The 19,779-nt window shown below is 45.6% G+C and carries 16 protein-coding genes; 9 read left to right on the top strand and 7 right to left on the bottom strand.

Going from position 1 to position 19,779, the window contains the following annotated elements; translation table 11 throughout:
• Window positions 1–123 precede the first annotated feature (123 nt).
• Both Q4Q49_RS03820 and Q4Q49_RS03815 read left to right on the top strand, forming a co-directional pair.
• The gene (locus Q4Q49_RS03820) at window positions 124–531 is read left to right on the top strand and encodes an SMI1/KNR4 family protein (protein WP_261272279.1); all 408 of its coding nucleotides are present in this window, start codon (window positions 124–126) and stop codon (window positions 529–531) included.
• Window positions 532–561: 30 nt separating this feature from the next.
• A complete protein-coding gene (locus Q4Q49_RS03815) occupies window positions 562–1,062 on the top strand; it encodes a DUF4447 family protein (protein WP_259541398.1) in 501 nt (166 codons plus the stop codon).
• Window positions 1,063–1,172: 110 nt separating this feature from the next.
• On the opposite strand, the gene Q4Q49_RS03810 is transcribed toward Q4Q49_RS03815, so the two are convergent.
• The gene (locus Q4Q49_RS03810; protein ID WP_311890976.1) at window positions 1,173–1,805 is read right to left on the bottom strand and encodes a glutathione S-transferase family protein; all 633 of its coding nucleotides are present in this window, start codon (window positions 1,803–1,805) and stop codon (window positions 1,173–1,175) included.
• Window positions 1,806–1,964: 159 nt separating this feature from the next.
• Window positions 1,965–4,523: a TonB-dependent receptor gene (locus Q4Q49_RS03805; RefSeq protein ID WP_311899689.1), complete on the bottom strand. Its 2,559-nt coding sequence runs from the start codon at window positions 4,521–4,523 to the stop codon at window positions 1,965–1,967.
• Between the two features lie 243 nt (window positions 4,524–4,766).
• Between Q4Q49_RS03805 and Q4Q49_RS03800 the strand changes: the two genes are divergently transcribed.
• The 4 genes from Q4Q49_RS03800 (at window position 4,767) to Q4Q49_RS03785 (ending at window position 9,313) form a co-directional block, all read left to right on the top strand.
• Window positions 4,767–5,306, top strand: coding sequence for a PH domain-containing protein (locus Q4Q49_RS03800; RefSeq protein WP_311899688.1), 540 nt, complete (start codon window positions 4,767–4,769; stop codon window positions 5,304–5,306).
• A gap of 151 nt (window positions 5,307–5,457) precedes the next feature.
• Window positions 5,458–6,732 (top strand): divalent metal cation transporter, encoded by a 1,275-nt coding sequence (locus Q4Q49_RS03795; RefSeq protein WP_311998675.1) that lies wholly within the window; start codon window positions 5,458–5,460, stop codon window positions 6,730–6,732.
• A gap of 152 nt (window positions 6,733–6,884) precedes the next feature.
• Entirely contained in the window at window positions 6,885–7,349 is a 465-nt protein-coding gene (locus Q4Q49_RS03790; protein ID WP_006080239.1) for a DUF1456 family protein, read from the top strand.
• A gap of 275 nt (window positions 7,350–7,624) precedes the next feature.
• Entirely contained in the window at window positions 7,625–9,313 is a 1,689-nt protein-coding gene (locus tag Q4Q49_RS03785; protein ID WP_011845811.1) for an NAD-dependent malic enzyme, read from the top strand.
• 128 nt (window positions 9,314–9,441) lie between these two features.
• Here the strand turns inward: Q4Q49_RS03785 and Q4Q49_RS03780 are convergent, their stop codons facing one another.
• Together Q4Q49_RS03780 and Q4Q49_RS03775 are read right to left on the bottom strand one after the other, a co-directional pair.
• Entirely contained in the window at window positions 9,442–9,876 is a 435-nt protein-coding gene (locus Q4Q49_RS03780; RefSeq protein ID WP_006084096.1) for a DUF3069 domain-containing protein, read from the bottom strand.
• A gap of 36 nt (window positions 9,877–9,912) precedes the next feature.
• Window positions 9,913–10,437 (bottom strand): phosphatase PAP2 family protein, encoded by a 525-nt coding sequence (locus tag Q4Q49_RS03775; RefSeq protein WP_006080236.1) that lies wholly within the window; start codon window positions 10,435–10,437, stop codon window positions 9,913–9,915.
• Between the two features lie 156 nt (window positions 10,438–10,593).
• Between Q4Q49_RS03775 and Q4Q49_RS03770 the strand changes: the two genes are divergently transcribed.
• Complete coding sequence (locus Q4Q49_RS03770) at window positions 10,594–12,516, top strand: diguanylate cyclase (protein ID WP_311998674.1); 1,923 nt, start codon at window positions 10,594–10,596, stop codon at window positions 12,514–12,516.
• Here the strand turns inward: Q4Q49_RS03770 and Q4Q49_RS03765 are convergent.
• Window positions 12,513–13,310, bottom strand: coding sequence for a transporter substrate-binding domain-containing protein (locus Q4Q49_RS03765; protein WP_311998673.1), 798 nt, complete (start codon window positions 13,308–13,310; stop codon window positions 12,513–12,515). The genes Q4Q49_RS03770 and Q4Q49_RS03765 overlap by 4 nt on opposite strands.
• A gap of 176 nt (window positions 13,311–13,486) precedes the next feature.
• Between Q4Q49_RS03765 and queG the strand changes: the two genes are divergently transcribed.
• Entirely contained in the window at window positions 13,487–14,689 is a 1,203-nt protein-coding gene (queG, locus tag Q4Q49_RS03760) for a tRNA epoxyqueuosine(34) reductase QueG (RefSeq protein ID WP_311998672.1), read from the top strand.
• A gap of 225 nt (window positions 14,690–14,914) precedes the next feature.
• Here queG and metE read toward each other — a convergent pair whose 3' ends face one another.
• Complete coding sequence (metE, locus tag Q4Q49_RS03755) at window positions 14,915–17,182, bottom strand: 5-methyltetrahydropteroyltriglutamate--homocysteine S-methyltransferase (RefSeq protein ID WP_311998671.1); 2,268 nt, start codon at window positions 17,180–17,182, stop codon at window positions 14,915–14,917.
• Window positions 17,183–17,382: 200 nt separating this feature from the next.
• Between metE and Q4Q49_RS03750 the strand changes: the two genes are divergently transcribed.
• Window positions 17,383–18,288 (top strand): LysR family transcriptional regulator, encoded by a 906-nt coding sequence (locus Q4Q49_RS03750; protein WP_106651596.1) that lies wholly within the window; start codon window positions 17,383–17,385, stop codon window positions 18,286–18,288.
• Window positions 18,289–18,382: 94 nt separating this feature from the next.
• Here the strand turns inward: Q4Q49_RS03750 and Q4Q49_RS03745 are convergent, their stop codons facing one another.
• Window positions 18,383–19,111 carry an HDOD domain-containing protein gene (locus tag Q4Q49_RS03745; RefSeq protein WP_063883536.1) on the bottom strand — a complete coding sequence of 243 codons (729 nt, stop codon included), beginning with the start codon at window positions 19,109–19,111 and terminating at the stop codon, window positions 18,383–18,385.
• Window positions 19,112–19,779 lie beyond the last annotated feature (668 nt).

Genomic DNA, 19,779 nt, shown 5'->3' with positions numbered 1-19,779 from the left:
TTTTTTATATTTTACAGCGCCTGAAAAACCATATTAAAAATCAGCTGAAAAAAGCACTCTCTCGCATCGAACGTCTTTTTAAGTATATAATCCCGCGCCATAGCCCTATCAGCAGGAAACGCCATGCACGACATCATTGAGCAACTCCAAGAACGCAGCGAAACTGTTCCTGTACCACTCGAATTACCCACATTTGAGCAGCTCGTCGAAGTTGAAGAGCAAATCCTGATTTCATTACCACGGGAGCTAAAAGAATACCTGCTGTATGCCAGTGATGTGATTTACGGCACGATAGAGCCAGTAACTGCATCGGATCCTTACTCACACACCTATCTGCCTGAGGTCACTTGTTATGCTTGGTCTATCGGTATGCCAAGGGACATGATTGCCATTTGTCAGCAAGGCGATGCTTTTTACTGTATAGACCAAGATGGCCAAGTGCATTTCTGGAAAAACGGCGTCTTTACCGATATCTATTGGGAGTCGTTCTGGGAATGGGTTGAAGAAATCTGGCTAAAGATTAAATACTAATTTTACTTTTATTGCATTGAGAACACGATTATGTCTAAAAACATTGGCTTGAATGCCATCGAAATTAGCTACTTACGCCAATCATTGAGCTTAAGTGCGGCTCAAGTTGGCACGCTAACTAACCATAGCGAAGCCGATGTATTAGCCTGGGAAAGTGGCGAACAAGCAGCACCTGAGCTGGCGCAAAAGAAACTGCTTGATATTGATGACATCATTGAGATGCAAGTGCTCAACACCTGCGATGGTATCGAAGAACTATTTAAAAAAGAACCTAAGCGTCATTTAGCTTTTGTGGTGTACCCCACTCAAGCCATTTACACTCAATACAACCCCGAATTTTTAAGTTCATTGCCTTTTACTGAGCTGTACAACACGGCAGCTTGGCGCATCAAGAAAGAGTGCAAACTGGTCCTAGAAGTCGACGTCAGCTTAGTCGCACTGGACGTGGAAGCCTATAAAGCCTTCCGTGAACCGACCAAAATGAGCGAAAGCCGTGAAAGCCGTGCTAAATGGGCCGCAACTCAACTATAAGCATGCAAATCCAGAAGCTTAGTACTCGCATTAACAGTAAGGGCAGATATCACTATCTGCCCTTTTCATATTCTCATAATGATTTTCAGATAATCAGTGACTTAGAATGATTATCCCTTAGCGGCCACCACAGCATCCATCTTCTGTAAAGCCGATTGACGCGACGGCAGCGCAGACAACCTATCGCGATAAGCGGCGAGTTTAGGTGGAATGGCTTGTTCAAACAATGTGCCCCACATTAAGGTATGGGCCAATAAAATATCCGCCACCGAAACGTCATCACCGAGCAAAAAATCACTTTCAGGCAACATGGCTTCGGCCAATGCAGCCGCCTTATCAAACTCCCATACCGCACAAGGCATGATCTGCGGATGACGCTGCTCCTCCGGTAAAGCAAACTTATGCTTACCCAAAGTCCAAAGCGGCTGCTCAAGCTCAGTAATGATGAAGCTCACCCATTGATGGTGCAAACCCGATGCGTTACTCCCCGCGGCTGGCAACAACTGACCCTCGCCATACTTTTCTGCTAGATAAAGGCAAATCGCCGCTGATTCAGATAACACTAACTCAGCATCCGTTAGCACAGGCACTTTACCGCAGGGGTTTATCGCTAAAAATGCCGCGCTGCGATGCGCACCCTTAGTCATATCCACAAAGGAAAAATCCCAATCAACGCCCAACTCTTCCAACACCCAAGCAACTCGTAATGCGCGACTGCGCGGTGTGCCATATAAAGTGATCATTGCAACGTCCTTTTAGTCCGGTTAATTCGTGTCCTAACGAAGATACACTGAGTTTGAGTTAGTGCAAATCTGCCCATAAAAAACGGCGCTTAATGCGCCGTTTCGATTTCACTACACTTTGATATAAAGTACTTAGCTATAAAGCACGTAGGCTTAATATTAGAAGTTCATAGTGAGTTTAGTGTAGATGTAGCGACCCATAGGGTTATGTACTGAGGTCACGTAACCGTAGAGGTCGGTATCGCTATCACCGATAGCAAATGATGGCTCTTCGTCAAATACGTTGTTCACGCCTAGTGTCAGCTTGAACATCTCATTGAAGCGATAAGTACCTGACATGTCGACTAATATTTGAGCATCAATTGTACGAGTTTTGTCAAAATCCTCAAATTCACCGATATAACTCAAGTTTATATTGGCGGCAAAGTTATCCATAGTCCAGTTGGTTGTCGCTAACCAACGGTTCTTCGGATACTTATACTCTCCGGTATAATCGACCACTTGATGAGTATCATCTTTTTCAAAGTTATGCAGATAACTCCATTCAAGACCGAACTTAAGGTCGCCATAACTATCGAGTTCGAGGCCATAATGGGTCGATACATCCATACCCTGAACTTCTTGCGAACCTAAGTTAACAAAGCTTGAATGGAGCACATCAATAGTACCGAATGTTTGACCGGGTTGGGGGGCTAAGCGCACACACACTGTACTGTTCTGATCGTTACAATGAGCATCATAAATATCCTGCAGTAACAACTTATCGATTTTATTATCTTGAGTGATGCTGTAGATATCGAAACCAATATCGAACTTCTGGCTTGGTGCCCAGATCATGCCGACGTTCCAAGTCTCAGACTCTTCCGCTTTTAGATTAGGATTACCTGCAAATTCAGTAGTAAAATCTGATTTAACACAATCAAGGCCATCCGCATCACAACGATACTTATCTTTTAAAAAACTACTCTCATCTGATGGGCCTAAACCAATTTGTGCCAATGAAGGCGCACGGAACCCTGTTGACCATGAAGCACGCGCCGTTATCTCATCACTAATACCCCATTGGAAAGCAATCTTAGGATTAGTGGTTGAACCAAAATCACTGTAATGATCATATCGACCCGCAAGTTGCAGCTCGAAGTTATCCGTTACTGGGATAGAAAATTCAGTATACGCCGCCCATTGATCGCGATCGCCCTTCGCAGACACAGCTTCGGTACCAAAAATCAATCCACGTTGAAATTGCTCATCAGGCTCGTCGCTAATAGCTTCTTCACGGTATTCAACTCCAGCCGCCATCATGATATCGCGATCAGCAAGGGTAAATGCTTGACCTGAGATATTCGCGGCATAGGCGGTCATTGTGGACAGACCTTGGCGCACTAGACTGGTGGTAATATCATCAATGACATCTTGGGAGTTCATGGTGCCACCGAAAGGATTGTAGCGACCTGCATCGATTTCACGTTGCAAGTAATCGGTTCTGACCCAACCTTGGCTGCGATCACCCGTTTGAGTGGACTCACTGCGACCTTTTTGCACCGAAGCTTCCCAATCCCAATCTTTAACTACGCCACGCAAACCTGCGACTAAACGTAAAGTATCGGATTCAATATCCCAACGACGCGCACCCGCATCAACGGTGCGGAAACGACCGATTTCAATATCTTTCCCCCACGGGTTATTTGGATGACTACCTGGTACAGTTAAGCCTGCTTTCTCATCAAGTGGCGTCGGCGCACCGCCCGCTTCCGATGTGTTGTGCTGGGCAGCTAACTCTAGGAAGGCGGTTAAATCATCATTAAAGTGATATTCGAATTGACCAATAGCCCCCACACGTTCAGCGGCAGGCACAACAAGGTTATACGGTCCATAATCAAAGACACAAACTTCACCGTCTATATTGCGATCTGCAGGGCAAGCTGGGTCAACTGTCTGCACCCCATCAACATAAAAATACCCCGGAAAACCTCGGGAAGAACGCAAATCCTGGCCACCATAAGGTGTCTGATCTGCAGTTCCAAAACGGCCTAAATCCGTTGCAGCTAAAGTATCATTTTTAAAATAGTCGAGAATGATAGAGGCACTGCCCTTATCTGATTTCATCCCCCAAACCATGTTCGCCGTAGTTTCATTGTAACCCGTACCTGAAGCATCACCGTAGCCTAGGTTGACTTCAATGCCCTCAATGTCTTTCTTCAGGACAATGTTGACCACACCCGCTATCGCATCAGAGCCATAAATAGCCGATGCACCGTCCTTGAGTATGTCGATACGTTCGATCGCTGAAACAGGGATATTATTGATATCAACAAAAGAATTAGTAATACCTTCAGCAAAAGCACTCGCAGCAACCCGGCGGCCATTAATTAACACTAAGGTCGCATCAGGACCTAAGCCACGCAAACTGATAGACGCGCCACCGTTAGCGGTTGAATCTTGGCTATTACCACGGGTAGAAAATGCACCAGCACCGTTCGCAGGCATACGTTCGAGCAATTGCTGTAGGTTATCGAACCCCATATTAGCAATGTCGTCTTTGCTGATCGATTGGATCGGGGAAGGGCCTTCGATATCAGTACGTTTAATACGAGAACCCGTTACTTCAATACGTTCAACTTTTTCTGCGCCTTTATCGGCAGCATGGGCTACTGTTGGCGCAAATGCTAAAGCAATCGCGATGGCACAAGCACTGGGTAGAATCTGAGGTCTGTTCATACATATCCCTTGTTTTATCTATTTTATTAAAATTATATTAACCATTAGAAAACCATAAATTAACAGTACACAAGGTAATGAGTTACAAACCAAAGTCAATGGGATCATAATGAAAGTTAAACTTTTGTTACATGTTGCGACAATATGCTTTCCTTCTGCGGGAATCAAAAAGGTCTAGGCACTAGAAAATTCAACTAACGAGACAAATCGTGATGCTTGAATATCAGAATTTAAGGAAGAAACATGGAAGACAAGATCATTCATCAACCAGAGTTTGAGTCCAATCTAGGTTTGTATTGGTTGCTTTCAGGGGCCGCCTATTTCAGCCTCAGCATAGTCGGCATTCCCTTGTTATTGCTTTGGTTTCCAATCGGGCTGTGGGGAACTCGCCGCTATATTCGCAATATGAGTGCCGAGCTCACCAGTAATAAGTTGATTGTGCGCCGCGGAATATTAACTCGTACCGAAAACTCTGTACCTTTGGACAAAATTACCGATATGGCATTAATCCAAGGCCCAATTATGCGCCTATTTGGTCTGCATAAACTCACGGTAGAAACCGCAGGGCAATCGGGCGCAGGCGCCTTGATAAGCTTAGTCGGCATAGTTGATGCGCCTCAATTTAGAACCCGCGTATTAGAACAAAAAGAGCGTCTTACTCAGCGCCCACATCCAGCGAGTCCATCTGTACAACCTGATGATGCGTTATTACAAAACGTAGTCGAGATGGCAGCAAGCCTAAAACGAATTGAAGCCTTGCTCAGCCAAAAATTAAATAGATAAATTGAACAAAACGACTTTCAGTTCAATCACTTTCCCTTTAATGTTGAGCCACTCACTTAGCGTTAGCACAGCTTTAGCATGAGCGCAGCCTTAACATAAGGGCTTGTTCGATTTCCCAGATTAATTTTCAACAGGTACTTTTAATAACGACATGACAGAATCCTCGACAACCTCTTCTTCATCCTCTTGGATAACACACCTGACGCTTGGCATTAAAGCTATGGGGCCCGGTGTGCTTATGGCCGCAGCGGCGATTGGCGCATCGCATTTAGTCGCCTCGACTCGAGCGGGCGCCGAATTTGGCTGGCAATTGGCTTGGGTCATTTTAGGGGTGAATTTACTTAAGTATCCCTTCTTTGCCGCTGGTGCACACTACACCGCCGCCACAGGGGAGAGTTTACTGCACGGTTACCTCAAACAGGGCCGAGGTTATTTGCTGCTATTTACTGGACTGAATGTGATCGCCGCCGTCGCTAGCACTGCGGGTGTTTGCATGCTCACCGCCGCTATGTTGACCCAATTTATTCCGCTTCCCATCGATTGGTTAGCCCTATTGGTATTGCTAAGTTCTTTGGCTTTGCTGATCTTAGGCCATTATCAACTACTTGATAGACTCACTAAGATCATCATGTTCGCCTTAACGCTAACGACCTTAATTGCCGTGGCCTTAGCTTGGGATCACGCTCAACCATTAGCGAGCAATTTTGTTTCTCCCTCACCTTGGCAATGGGCCCATGTGGGATTCCTAGTCGCCATGATGGGCTGGATGCCAGCACCGATTGAAGTCAGCGCTTGGAATTCCCTCTGGTTGCTCGAAAAACAAAAAAGCCAGACGGTCACGAAAGCGCAGGCACTGCTCGACTTTAACTTAGGCTACATCATCACTGCGATCCTCGCGATCGTGTTTCTGTCCTTGGGCGCCTTAGTGATGCACGGCAGTGGTGAGCACTTTTCCGATTCCGGCGCGCAATTTGCTAATCAATTGATCAACCTTTACAGCCAAGTGATGGGCGGTGAAAGTCGTTATCTTATAGGTGTTGTGGCTTTTCTCTGTATTTTTAGCACCACAGTAACCGTTATCGATGGCTACAGCCGCACCTTAGATATGGGCTGGCAATTACTCACCTCAAAGGCCAGTTCAGACAAACGCCTCACTGGGATCATGCTCGCCATCAGTACCTTTGGCTTATTGCTGATCCTCTTCTTTAAAGGCGCACTGTTGCCGCTACTTGAGTTTGTGATGATTTTGGCCTTTATGACCACAGTCATTTTTGCTTGGTTAAACTACCGCTTAATGACCAGCAAACAGCTCCCCGAAGCCGATAGATATGGCAGTAAGATGAAGCTACTCTCTTGGTTTGGCCTGAGTTATCTGCTGATTTTCGCGGCGCTGTTTATCTATTGGTACAACGTCATTAAAAGCTAATTGCCAGAATGGTATCAATGCTATTTATGTCAGAGTCATAAATAGCATTCGCTACGCAGCGTTAAATTCCGGCTAAATTCTGCTTTTGAGGCGGTTTGGGTATATAATACCGCCTCTTAAACCAGACAGCGCAGCCGCGCCAAGAGATGACCATGATTAATAATGATATTTTGCGCCGTTTGCGCTTCGTGTTTGATTTCAACAATGCCAAAATGATTAAAATTTTTGCCAAAGCTGGAAGAGAAGTGCCAACAGAAGAGATCATTGCTCTGCTGCACAAAGAAGAGGAAGAAGGTTACAAAGCCTGTAATGACACCACTTTATGTCAGTTCCTAGACGGCCTTATCATCGAAAAGCGTGGCCTACGTGAAGGTGCAGAAATCCCAGCGCCAGTATCGCGTTTAAACAATAACTTAATCTTCAAAAAGCTCAGAGTGGCACTCGAAATGCGTGAAGAAGACATAGTTGCAGCCTTAGCTCTAGCCGAAGTTCAAATGTCAAAATCAGAACTGAGCGCGCTGTTCCGCAATCCGGATCATAAGAATTTTAAAGAGTGTGGCGATCAAATCCTGCGTAACTTTATTCGCGGCTTATCACTTAAGTATCGTGGTGAATAACGCAACACATCAGTTTTTCATATCAAACGCAGCTTAGGCTGCGTTTTTTTATATCCAATTTAAGCTATACCTAAAGTTGCTTAGGCATAAACAACAGCATAACAATTCCATCTGAAGTACCTCATAAATCCTGTTTAAAACAGCTGACTTTTTTACTGCTGCAAAAAAAACCACAAATACCTCGTTCCACGGACAACAAAGATCACATTTCATGATAACCTTACGTGACTTACAGCACGTATTGACCACTTAAACAATAACTCAAAAGGTTACCCATGGACGATAATAAACGCCCCCTCTATCTTCCGTTTGCAGGACCTGCCATTCTTGAAGCCCCACTGATTAACAAGGGCAGTGCATTTTCTGAAGAAGAGCGTATTTTCTTTAACCTCGAAGGCTTAGTTCCATATGCCATTGAAACAATTGAGGAGCAGGCTTCCCGCGCCTACGATCAATTTAGAAGTTTCAACAACGACTTAGACAAGCATATTTACCTACGTAATATCCAAGACACTAACGAGACCTTATTTTATCGTTTAGTGCAAAATAATATCAGCGAGATGATGCCCATCATCTATACGCCGACGGTAGGTTTAGCTTGTGAACGTTTCTCGAAAAACTACCGCCGCAACCGTGGTTTGTTTATCTCCTATCCGAACAAAGATAGGATCGATGACATTCTCAATAACTCGACTCGCCAAAAAGTTAAAATCATCGTTGTTACCGACGGTGAACGTATTTTAGGTCTTGGCGATCAAGGTATTGGCGGCATGGGGATACCTATTGGTAAGCTGTCACTCTACACTAGCTGTGGTGGCATCAGTCCGGCTTATACTCTGCCTATTACATTAGACGTAGGCACAGATAATCCGCAGTTATTAGAAGATCCTATGTATATGGGCTGGCGCCATCCGCGCATCGGTGGCGAAGAATACGCCGAGTTTATCGAAGCCTTTATGCAAGCTGTACATGTACGTTGGCCAGACACTTTGATCCAATTCGAAGACTTCGCCCAAAAGAACGCCATGCCGATCTTAGAGCGTTATAAAGATCGCTATTGCTGCTTTAATGATGATATTCAAGGTACCGCTGCCGTTGCTGTCGGTTCATTGCTGGCCGCTTGTAAAGCTGCAGGTACTGAATTAAATCAACAACGTATTGCCTTCCTTGGTGCGGGTAGCGCGGGTTGCGGTATCGCCGAAGCTATCGTGGCGCAAATGGTGTCCGAAGGGATCAGCGACGAGCAAGCTCGCACGCAAGTATGTATGGTTGACCGTTGGGGCTTATTGCTAGACAACATGCCTAACCTGTTGCCATTCCAGCAAAAATTGGCGCAGAAATGCACCAATATCCAAAACTGGAGTAATTTCAGCGACAATATTTCGCTATTGGATGTGGTTAACAACACTAAGCCGACCGTGCTGATTGGCGTGTCTGGCGTACCGGGTCTATTCACCGAAGAAATTATTCGCGCTATGCACAGCCATTGTGCCCGCCCGATTATTTTCCCACTGTCTAACCCAACCAGCCGTGTTGAAGCGACACCAAAGGACATTTTGCATTGGACTTCAGGTCAAGCATTAGTCGCCACGGGTAGCCCGTTCGAGCCCGTTGTGGTCGATGGTGAAACCTATGAGATTGCCCAGTGTAACAACAGCTTTATCTTCCCAGGTATTGGCTTAGGTGTTTTAGCCTCAGGTGCCCGACACGTTTCCGATGCCATGTTAATGGCATCAAGCCGCGCACTCGCGGAATGCTCACCACTGGCGATCGACGGTAGCGGCCCATTATTACCGAAACTTGAAGATATCCACGCTGTCAGTAAACACATCGCTTTCGCTGTGGGTAAAGTTGCAGTTGAACAAGGGTTAACGCTACCAATGAGCGATGAAATCTTACAACAGTCAATTGAAGGCAATTTCTGGAGTCCAGAATATCGCCGCTACAAACGCACTTCGTTCTAAGCATAGCGTTGCCGCGACTTGAGTCGTGGCAAAGCAGCTTTAGCTAAGCGTTTGTGCCAACAAAAAGCCCGTCACTGCAAAGTGACGGGCTTTTTGATTTTCAGACTCAGCGCTTATTTCAATAAAAACTAAGGCGCCATCACCTGTTTAAAGCTATTGAGCATAGAGCGATCGGTACGTGCCTTTTTCAATTTACGTAGACTTTCTTTGAGCGACTCATCGGCTAAACGGGTAAAGATACCGTTATATTCTTGCTCTTGGATCTCACCATCGGTATCGGCCTGCTCAGAAATCTCTTGGGCAACACGGCTCAACTGCAACCAAGCATTCGCAATATAAAAACCATGGAATGCAGCTTGTTCCATGAGATTACGCGCGCTAGCTGGCAAGGATGCCCAAGCTTGGCTAAATTTGCCCTCTCTGTCTTCCAACAGTTCGGCGCACAGGCTTTGATATGCGGCTAATAATCCGTCAGGTAGTTTTGCCATTGGCAGCACTTTATTCGCGACATTGTAAGAAATCTGCTCGGCAGTTTCACGGTAAACAGCTGATAATTCACTCATAAAAAATCTCGATTAACATTCATTCAAAAAATAAACTTAAAACTGACCACTCACATATAAACCATAAACGCCGTTACCCGCTATCGGTGTGACAGTAATTCCTTCATAGGGCTGAGTAAAATACCAACCCGCTAGTGCGCCAATTGCAGCACCCGCTAACACGTCTTCTAGGTAATGTTGATCGCTCGCCACTCGGGTATAGCCAACATACGATGCCGCGACATAGGCGGGTAAACCATACTGCCAGCCATAACGTTGCTGAATAAACGTCGCCGCCATAAAGCTGTCAGAGGTATGACCCGATGGGAACGAATCATCGCCACTACCGTCGGGTCTGTCTTTACTCACGCCATATTTTAGGCCTTCAACGATTAATCGACTCGATACTGCCGCCTGAATTAACTGCCAACTACCGTCGTAACCGTCTTCATAAAATAACGTCGCGCCCATTGCCGTTGCGGGGAGCAATAAGTGCAATACATCGCCCGAGGTTTCTAAATCTGAGCCCGCCCAGCTAGTGCCGCTCATCATGAGTAGGGCAGCACAAAGTAATTTTTTCAAGGGTGATTCCTTCCTTAGGATGATTTCCAAGGCGAAGTTTATACCTTGATAGCTAGCCGAATGCAAAATTGCAATACATCTATATTCAAAATGAACAAACAAGTTATGCTAAGCTCACTATTAGCTATTGATTTTAATGTGAACAGGAAACCTTTTTTGCTACGTCCATTCCGATACTTATCATTTACCTTGTTGCTGCTCTTACTGCTGCTCAGCCTCGCTATGGCAGAAGAAAAGACTCAGGTTGATAAAATATTTGAAAGACTTGAAAGCGGTGAGCCCATGACCCGCGAAGCAATTGACAGCGATCTTGCGTTATTGAGCAAACTGATTGCAACCGACGATGTACTCCGCAATGAAAAGCTACAGCTACTAAAATGCTGGGATCAAAGTGCCGAAACGGATACAGACATAGCACAGGCAGTTAAGAATACGAGTCAAACACTCACCCTTATTCCACCAACGGCTTCCGCGCATTTCATCACCGACCTCATGCTTTGTCATTCTTGGTTTTTGCAGTTAAATGGTGATGTAGATAGCGCAATGGAAGGCTATAACCTCAGCGTTAAGCGTGCCTATGAGCATGAGGATCTTAAACTGATCGCCGACTCACGCAGCCTTCGCGGCGCCCTGTATTCCTACATTGGTGATTTTTCTGCGGCATTAGACGATCTGATAACTGCACAAGATCTCTACGAGTCACTGAATTTAACCGGCTGGGCTAACATCAATCTTGCCGATATGGCCACCAGCTTTAGACGTTATGGCGATCCCCAAAGTGCAATCCGTTACTACAATAAACTCAAAGCACTCTATTTAAAGAACAATAACCAAGAGCAGGCAATGTATGTCACCTCAGAAATAGGTCTGGCTTTAGATGAACTGGGTGAACATCAACAAGCTATTGATCACTTCTTGCTAAGCTACCAATACTTTAAGGAACATCAGCTAGAAAAAGTGGCCGCCACCATGGCGACGGACATTGCCTTTAGCTTAATCAAACTCCATCGTCTTAATGAAGCGGAAAAATATTTAACTGAAGCCGCTGCTGTGATTAGCGAAAAAGATTATGCCGCTTATAGCTTTATGAAACTCTTTACGGCCAATATCAAGTTTCAACAAGCACGTTATAAAGAAGCGCTTACCGAACTCGAACAAGGGGAAAAAGCCTTTCGAACTCTGCAAAATGATCGGGGACTCACCCAACTATTACAGCTGAAAAGTGATGTCTATGCGGCGATGAATAATTTACCTGCGGCCTATGGCGCACTGCAGGAATTTGTCGCCCTCACCAAAAAAGTCGATGACAACTCCTTCTCTCATCAAACCACAGAATTAAAAATGAAGTTTGATACCACTAGGATTGAATCTGAAAATCAGCGCTTGATTGAAAACCAAAACCTTAAAGAACAAGAACTTGCGCTACTCGAAAAAAACAAATCATTACAACACATTATTTTATTATTGACGGGCTTTATCCTGACAATAGTATCGATATTTGCGTATAAACAAGTACAGAGAAATCGCCAACTGCAGGTCATCGCCCTCACAGATTACCTCACCAAGCTCCCTAATCGTCGGCATATTTATGCCCAAGCCGCGCAGTATTTTCAGCAAGCCTTAAAACAACAAAGCCCTTTTTCGGTGATTATCTTTGATGCGGACCACTTCAAGAAAATTAACGATAACTTCGGCCATGAACTGGGCGATCGCGCCTTACTGACGATCGCAAGCGCAGGTAAAGCCCTAACGGGTAATAAAGATCTTATTGGCCGTATCGGTGGTGAAGAGTTTTTAATTCTCTTACCCAACACAGATGCTGAACGTGCTTGTGAACTTGCCCATCAGTTGCAAGCTCATATTAGCCGCCTAGGCGCAGAGGATTTACCCACTGAACTCAAATTGACCGTTAGTGCAGGTGTCGCAACCTTAGCGCCACAAACAAATATTGAAAATACCTATCAAGACAAAGACTTTGCCAGCCTACTGAAACGTGCCGACGATGCCCTTTATGAGGCTAAAAATGCGGGAAGAAATTGTGTTAAAGCCGCCAAAAATGAGGCTGCGAGAGAGAGTTAAACACTTTTATGCCAAAACACTTGATGCTGTAAGGGCGGTGGCAGAGCACCAAACCATGTCTGATATAAACGACTAAATTCCCCTGAGTCTTTCATTTTCTCAAGCTCTGTTTGCCAACTCGTGACCGTGACCGCTGAGGTCCCTTTAGAAAAAGCTAAGTACAGATTAATCTCAGATACGACATACACTTGGCGTATATCGGCCTCACTTGCGCCAACCTCTTCTAATATCTGCTTAACCGCAAGATCCGCTTGGCACCATAAACGAATTCGAGAAAACAGTAACTGCTTTGCCGATTGCTGTGGAAAACTCGCCACCAGTAAATTATCCACGCCGGCTTGTTGTAACAACTGTGCTCCAGCGGATTCTCGATAAACCCCGACAATATCTTTAGATTGCAGTTCAGCAAGTTGCTCGAGCACTATGGGATCTGCCGCCCTCGCATACAAAGCAATTTTGCTGGTTGCAATCGGGCCAATGAAATCGAAATGATCTTCACGCTCGTCATTAATAGACGTCGCAAAAAGTAAGACATTCGCCGAAGTATTGGCAATCGAATACGCCCGTGCCCAAGGTAACACCTCGATTTTCTCGCTCTGTCCCAGCCTCGATTGCAGGGTATTCACTAAGTCCACAGCAAAACCATGGGGAACGCCATCTTGCTCGTAACTCATGGGAGGCCAAGCTTCGGTCACCAATTTCAACTTATCAGGCGCAGCAAAAACAAGATTAGGCATTAGGCCTAACAGACTCATCGCAAGAAAAAATGCCCTAGGAGAAAACGCACTCAGCATACTGATACCAAAAGCGAAACATTAAACCTAATCATAGACTCAATCTCAGCTGCAAATAAACATATTGCCTAAAGAAAATCGCGCCTCATTCATGCTCACTGAGTAAACTCGTCCGTAACAAGTGAAAACTTGCTATCATATTGCCACCTAGCCAAGAGCCTCACTGCAATGAATCCATGTCGACTTTAGCCAATCAAATCCCCAACCAATCCTATGCCAGCACTCTGTCGCGGCTTGCACTACAAATAAAAACGTGGGGAAAAGCACTCGGATTTGCACAAGTTGGCATTTGCGATACAGATTTAACGGCCGAAGAAGCCAAACTCCAAGCATGGCTAGACAAAGGGTTTCATGGCGAAATGGCGTATATGGCAACCCACGGGATGATGCGCGCTCGCCCGCAAGAATTGCATCCGGGCACAGTGCGGGTAATATCCGTACGGATGGATTATTTACCACCCGAAGCTGGCTTTGCCACAAATCTCACCGATCCCAACTTAGGTTATATTTCCCGTTATGCGGGAGGTCGCGACTACCACAAGTTGATCCGCGCTCGGCTTAAAAAACTGGGGGATCAAATCAGTGCAGAGCTAGTGTCTCTCGGTTTCGATGCCGCTGACTTTCGCCCCTTTGTTGACTCAGCACCCGTACTCGAGCGCCCATTAGCCGAAAAAGCCGGTATCGGCTGGACAGGGAAACACTCACTCATACTCAACCATGAGGCGGGTAGTTGGTTCTTTTTAGGTGAGCTGTTGATCAATTTGCCTCTGCCTGTGGATATTCCCATTCAAGAAGGCTGTAACACTTGTGTCGCCTGCATCACCTCCTGCCCAACAGGGGCAATCGTAGAACCCTATGTGGTTGATGGTAGACGCTGTATTTCCTATCTCACCATAGAGCTGCAAGGCGCCATTCCTGAAGAATTTAGGCCACTTATGGGCAACCGCATCTATGGCTGCGATGATTGTCAGCTCGTGTGTCCCATCAATCGCCAAGCGCCGCTCACCGCCGAAACCGACTTCCATATTCGCCCGCAGTTAAAACAGCCCGATCTTCTCAGCCTTTTTGCTTGGAGCGAGGCAGAGTTTCTTAAACAAACTGAAGGCAGCGCCATTCGCCGCATTGGCCATAAACGCTGGTTACGTAATATCGCAGTCGCACTGGGTAACGCCCCCGCAAGCCCAAGTATTATTGCCGCACTTAACGCCCGCAATAACAGTGACGATATCGATGAGATAGTGCGTGAACATATCGAGTGGGCGCTCAATGCGCAACAATCGCGCCTTGCCGATATCGCAGCAATTGAACAACAAAAAGCACGCCGCAAGACTGAACGCATGGTGCGTATTATCAAAAAAGGCTTACCACGAGATGCTTAACATCTAACAATGTTATCAATAGCTTACTACTGATTAATTAGCCTAAACTAAGAATCGTTATTCGCTCCGTACGTCTATTGAACCTTGATATTAAACATGGCCAATAGACAGTGGCGTTTCCCTTATTCGCAGCGAATAAAAGACACCGGAGGCATAAACATCCGGTGTCTTTTTACTGAGTAAGCTCAATAAGTTCAGTTAAAAACTCTCACTCGAGCAGTGATATTAGCCAAGACGACGCAGTACGCGGGTTGCATCAACCATGTTTTTCAATGCAGGTTCGACTTCATCCCAAGTTCGGGTTTTTAGGCCACAATCTGGGTTGACCCATAATTGACGCACGGGGACTTTCTGCGCGGCTTTCTCGATTAACTGCACCATGGCCTCCACACTTGGGATGTTTGGTGAGTGGATGTCATACACACCGGGGCCGATTTCATTTGGATATTCAAAATCTTCAAAGGCGTTGAGTAACTCCATCCGCGAACGCGACGTCTCGATTGTGATCACATCTGCATCCATGGCTGCAATCGCGGCAATCGTGTCGTTAAACTCGCTGTAACACATGTGAGTGTGGATTTGAGTCTCATCAGTCACGCCAGCAGCGCTGAGTTTAAAGGCATTCACCGCCCAATCTAAATAGGTTTGCCACTCACTTTGCTTCAATGGCAGACCTTCACGGAAGGCGGGCTCATCGATTTGAATAATGCCAATCCCCGCATTTTGTAAATCGACCACTTCATCACGAATCGCCAGCGCCAGTTGTGTTGCAATCGCATCGCGGCTGATATCTTCACGGGCGAATGACCAATGCAGAATTGTCACAGGCCCCGTCAACATGCCTTTTACGGGCTTGTCGGTAAGACTCTGGGCAAACTCAGCCCACTCGACTGTCATAGCTTTTGGACGACTCACATCGCCGTAAATCAAGGGTGGCTTAACACAACGTGAGCCATAACTTTGTACCCAGCCATTTTTACTAAAACCAACGCCAGCTAACTGCTCGCCAAAGTATTCCACCATGTCGTTACGTTCGGCTTCACCGTGCACGAGTACGTCGATACCCAGTTTTAGTTGGCGTTCGATAGTATCGCGGGTCACTTGCTGTAACTGCTCAGTATACTGAGCATCACTTATCTCGCCCTTACGCCAGCGGCTGCGTAATCCTCGAATAGCGGGTGTTTGCGGGAACGAACCTATGGTCGTAGTGGGTAACAGGGGTAAACGGTATTTTTGCTGCTGCACGCTTTGGCGTACGCTGAAATCACTGACACGCTCGTAATCCGCAGTGGTTAATGCCGCAACACGCTCAATCACTTGCTTATCCGCAGCCTGTGCTTTGGCTTGACGACGAGCGATACAAAAAGCACTGATTTTTTGTGCTTCATCCGAATTAGGCGCCAACAATAATTGGCGAATTTTGCTCAATTCCAACAGTTTCTGCTTAGCAAAGGCTAACTGCTTACGCAGCACAGGTAATAGTTTGACTTCAACATCTAAATCGACTGGGCTGTGCAGCAATGAACATGATGTGCCAATCCACAGACGATCGCCTAAATCACGCGCCACTGCGCCAATACGCTCAGCAATCAAATCGATTTCTGCCGCCCACACGTTACGGCCATTAACTACGCCCACCGACAAAATTTGCTCACTGCGCAACGCATTTGCAAACACAGCCAGTTGTTCTGGGGCTGTGACTAAATCCAAGTGCAAACCAGCCACTGGCAAGGCAGATACTAGGGCTTGATGATGCACAATACCGCCATAATAACTCGCCAAAAGAACCTTGACGTTTACAGTGCTTAGCGCTTGATAAGTCTCTGCTATCGCTGCTTGCCACTGCGTGTCTAACTCTAATGCCAACACAGGCTCATCTAACTGTACCCATTCCACACCTTGGGCGACGAAACGCGCCAAGATGTCAGCATAAGCAGTTAATAAATTAGGCAATAAACTTAACTTATTGAACTCTTGACCCACTGTTTTAGCAAGGTGCAAGTAACTAACAGGGCCGAGTAGCACAGGTTTTGCTTTATAGCCTAGCGCTTGCGCTTCGCTGACTTCATCAAAAAACTGCTCGTAAGCAATCGAAAACTCTTGGTTTTGCGTCAGCTCTGGCACCAAATAATGATAATTAGTATTGAAATATTTGGTCATTTCAGAGGCTGGCGCATCTTGCCCTGTCGGCGCTCTGCCGCGGGCAACACGGAATAAGGTATCGAGATCGATAGCGCCTTCGCCGCGGTGTCGATCAGGGATGGCATTCAAGGTCGCACTCAGGGTTAATACTTGATCGTAAAAGGCAAAATCCCCCACGGGCACTTGCTCGACGCCCGCTGCGGTTTGCCACTGCCAATGGGTACGGCGCAGTTCACTCGCTACTTCACATAATTCGGCTTGAGTACTCTCACCACGCCAGTATTTTTCTAAGGCAAATTTCAATTCACGTCGACGCCCGATACGGGGAAACCCAAGACTATTTAATTGCATACCCTATCTTCCTTTATTTGAGATAAGCCAAATTCGGCACTTGCACCCACCAGATTGTGTTCTCTTGGCACTTTTCAGTATTTCCGCCTTGATAAATAACAATGGGCGTCTGGACGTCTAGAAGTTTATTGTGTTAGTCTCTATTCCAGCAACCGAATTGATTTCAAGCACAACATGAGCGAATTTCACCTGGAGTGAACATGATCGAACTAAGACATCTGCGAACCTTAATGGCCCTGAAGGAAAGTGGCAGTTTGGCGGGCGCAGCCAAAAAACGTTTTGTCACTCAATCCGCACTCTCCCACCAAATTAAGGAGTTGGAGCAAAGGATTAACTCGCCTATTTTTGTGCGTAAAAGCAAACCGCTGTCATTCACCCAAGAAGGTGCGCGTCTGCTTCATCTCGCGGAAGAAATTTTGCCTAAGGTGCTAGAAACCGAGACAGATCTTAAGAATGGCCTGGAAACCGAAACCAATCAGTTACGTGTCGGCATTGAGTGTCACAGCTGTTTTCGCTGGTTAATGCCTGTGATGGAGCAATTTAGACAAGAACATCCCCAAGCCGAGTTAGACTTGTCGAGCCGTCACTTGTTTGACTCGCTCAATGCCCTAGAAATGGGCGAACTGGATATAGTGCTGACCTCAGATCCTGTGCCTGGGCATTCACTCGCTTATCAGCATTTGTTTGATTTTGAAGTAAAGTTAGTGGTTGCTAAAGATCATCCGCTAGCGAAAGAGCCCTATGTCACCCCTAAGCAATTAGCGCGTTTACCGATAATTAGCTATCCCGTACCGCTGACGCGTTTAGACATTTATCGCCACTTTTTAGAACCTGCGGGCATAGAAGCGGGTGAGCAAAAAACCTGTGATTTGACCATGATGTTATTGCAACGCATCGCCTGCAAAGATGGTATCGCTGCCCTGCCGAACTGGTCGATAAATGAAGGTCACGGCTTAAGCCTTACTACGGTAAAGCTAGGACAGGAAGGCTTAAAACGGCCTCTATTTGGCGCCTATCGCCGCCATAGTGGTAACTCAACATTGATCCAAAATTGGTTACAACTGGTGGCGAGTGAAGGTTTATCTCGCCAGCAGAAGACTAATTAATGCGGGTGAAATCTAATAAAAAAGCCTGCGAATGCAGGCTTTTTTTATTGAATTAAATGGTTATTTTATTCGTTCAAACCGTCGCATCTAAATATTACAGCGGATTCATCAATAGACCACGCATAGACAATACGCGGCGCAGGATTAAACCAGGGGAATTCGAATTACGGGTCTGACGCAAATTATGGGCAATCATAAACTCTTGACGCAAGTCCTGATCGAGATCTAACGCTTCGAATGATTCTATCGTCAATGTCTGCTGTTGATTATCAATCAATGACTTAATCACACTTAAAGGGAATGATTGTTCGGCATTAGCATTTAAATACGCAAAGGCCGTGAGCGCGATAATTTGGCCGAACACACTGAACAGGGCCAAGGTTTGCACTTCGTCAGCATCAACCTCGACGCCTTCCATATCCGCTAAACTGTCCACCGCATCCGTTGCAATATCTTCAGTCAACTTCCAATAACCTTGGACTAACTTTTTATAGGGCTGCGGCAGCTCATCGAGACGCTCTTGCAGATAAAACGTAAAGGCATAGCGATAGATATTCACTTGACCTAAGCGGACTAAAGCTTCTTTCAAGGAGCGCGTCTTAGGATTAATCACCCCTGATGCCTGTGCGGAATTGCTGCGCATTAGCATGTGCGCCGCCAATGCGGGGTCACTCGAGATGATGTCGATCACGTTACGAATGTCGCCTTCAGCAAGGATCGCTTTTTTGAGTGGAATTAAAATCCCTCGGCGGCCAATCACTTGCTCTTCATTCGCTATAATAGCTCTAACTTGAGTAAAAACCTGTTGCTCAAGATCAGTCATAAGACACTTTGCACCTGTTTATTAACAATAAGATGATTCGGTTACTCTTCACATCATACCCAAAATTTAAAGAATTTCAGTACTAAGTCGCACAATAGCCTAACGAAAAGAATAAAAAATGACTACCTTATATGTAACATCAAATGGTGAAGCAAATAAGGTGCTGGAGGTGGAGATATAATCCCATGTTTTAAAACAATTTTAACATTTCCATTCTTCAAGTCGTCACGAGCCAGTCCGTCTAATGATTTATCTCTATTTCTACAACGAGGGTAAGCGACATCCATTCGCATTTCATTGCAATATGCCTCTCACTTACAATGACCAATTCAACATCAGTGTTGAAGCATAGCATTCCCGCTACATAGTCGACTTTTAGCTCATTACTACTCATCACTCTAGTGCCACAGTTTTCAGCAACAATTGTTCTGTAATGAGCATCATTTAGTATCATGGTCATGAGAATCTTGCCAATATAAGATGACTCAATAAAAGGATACAATTGAGCCTCAAACTGATATCAAAGTGGAAATGTCTTTATTTGGAATTGGCAAACAAACAATCCATTTGAAAAGAAAAATCAACTTAAGTATCATGGCTCAAACGTAGAGTTTTTTGCTCAAAGCACTGAAATAGTAAGCTGTTTTGACTGTTTCAGATAAAATATC

The sequence above is a fragment of the Shewanella sp. SP1S1-7 genome (assembly GCF_031932105.1).
Taxonomy (GTDB): domain Bacteria; phylum Pseudomonadota; class Gammaproteobacteria; order Enterobacterales; family Shewanellaceae; genus Shewanella; species Shewanella baltica.
This window is presented reverse-complemented; position numbering and strand designations above follow the sequence as displayed.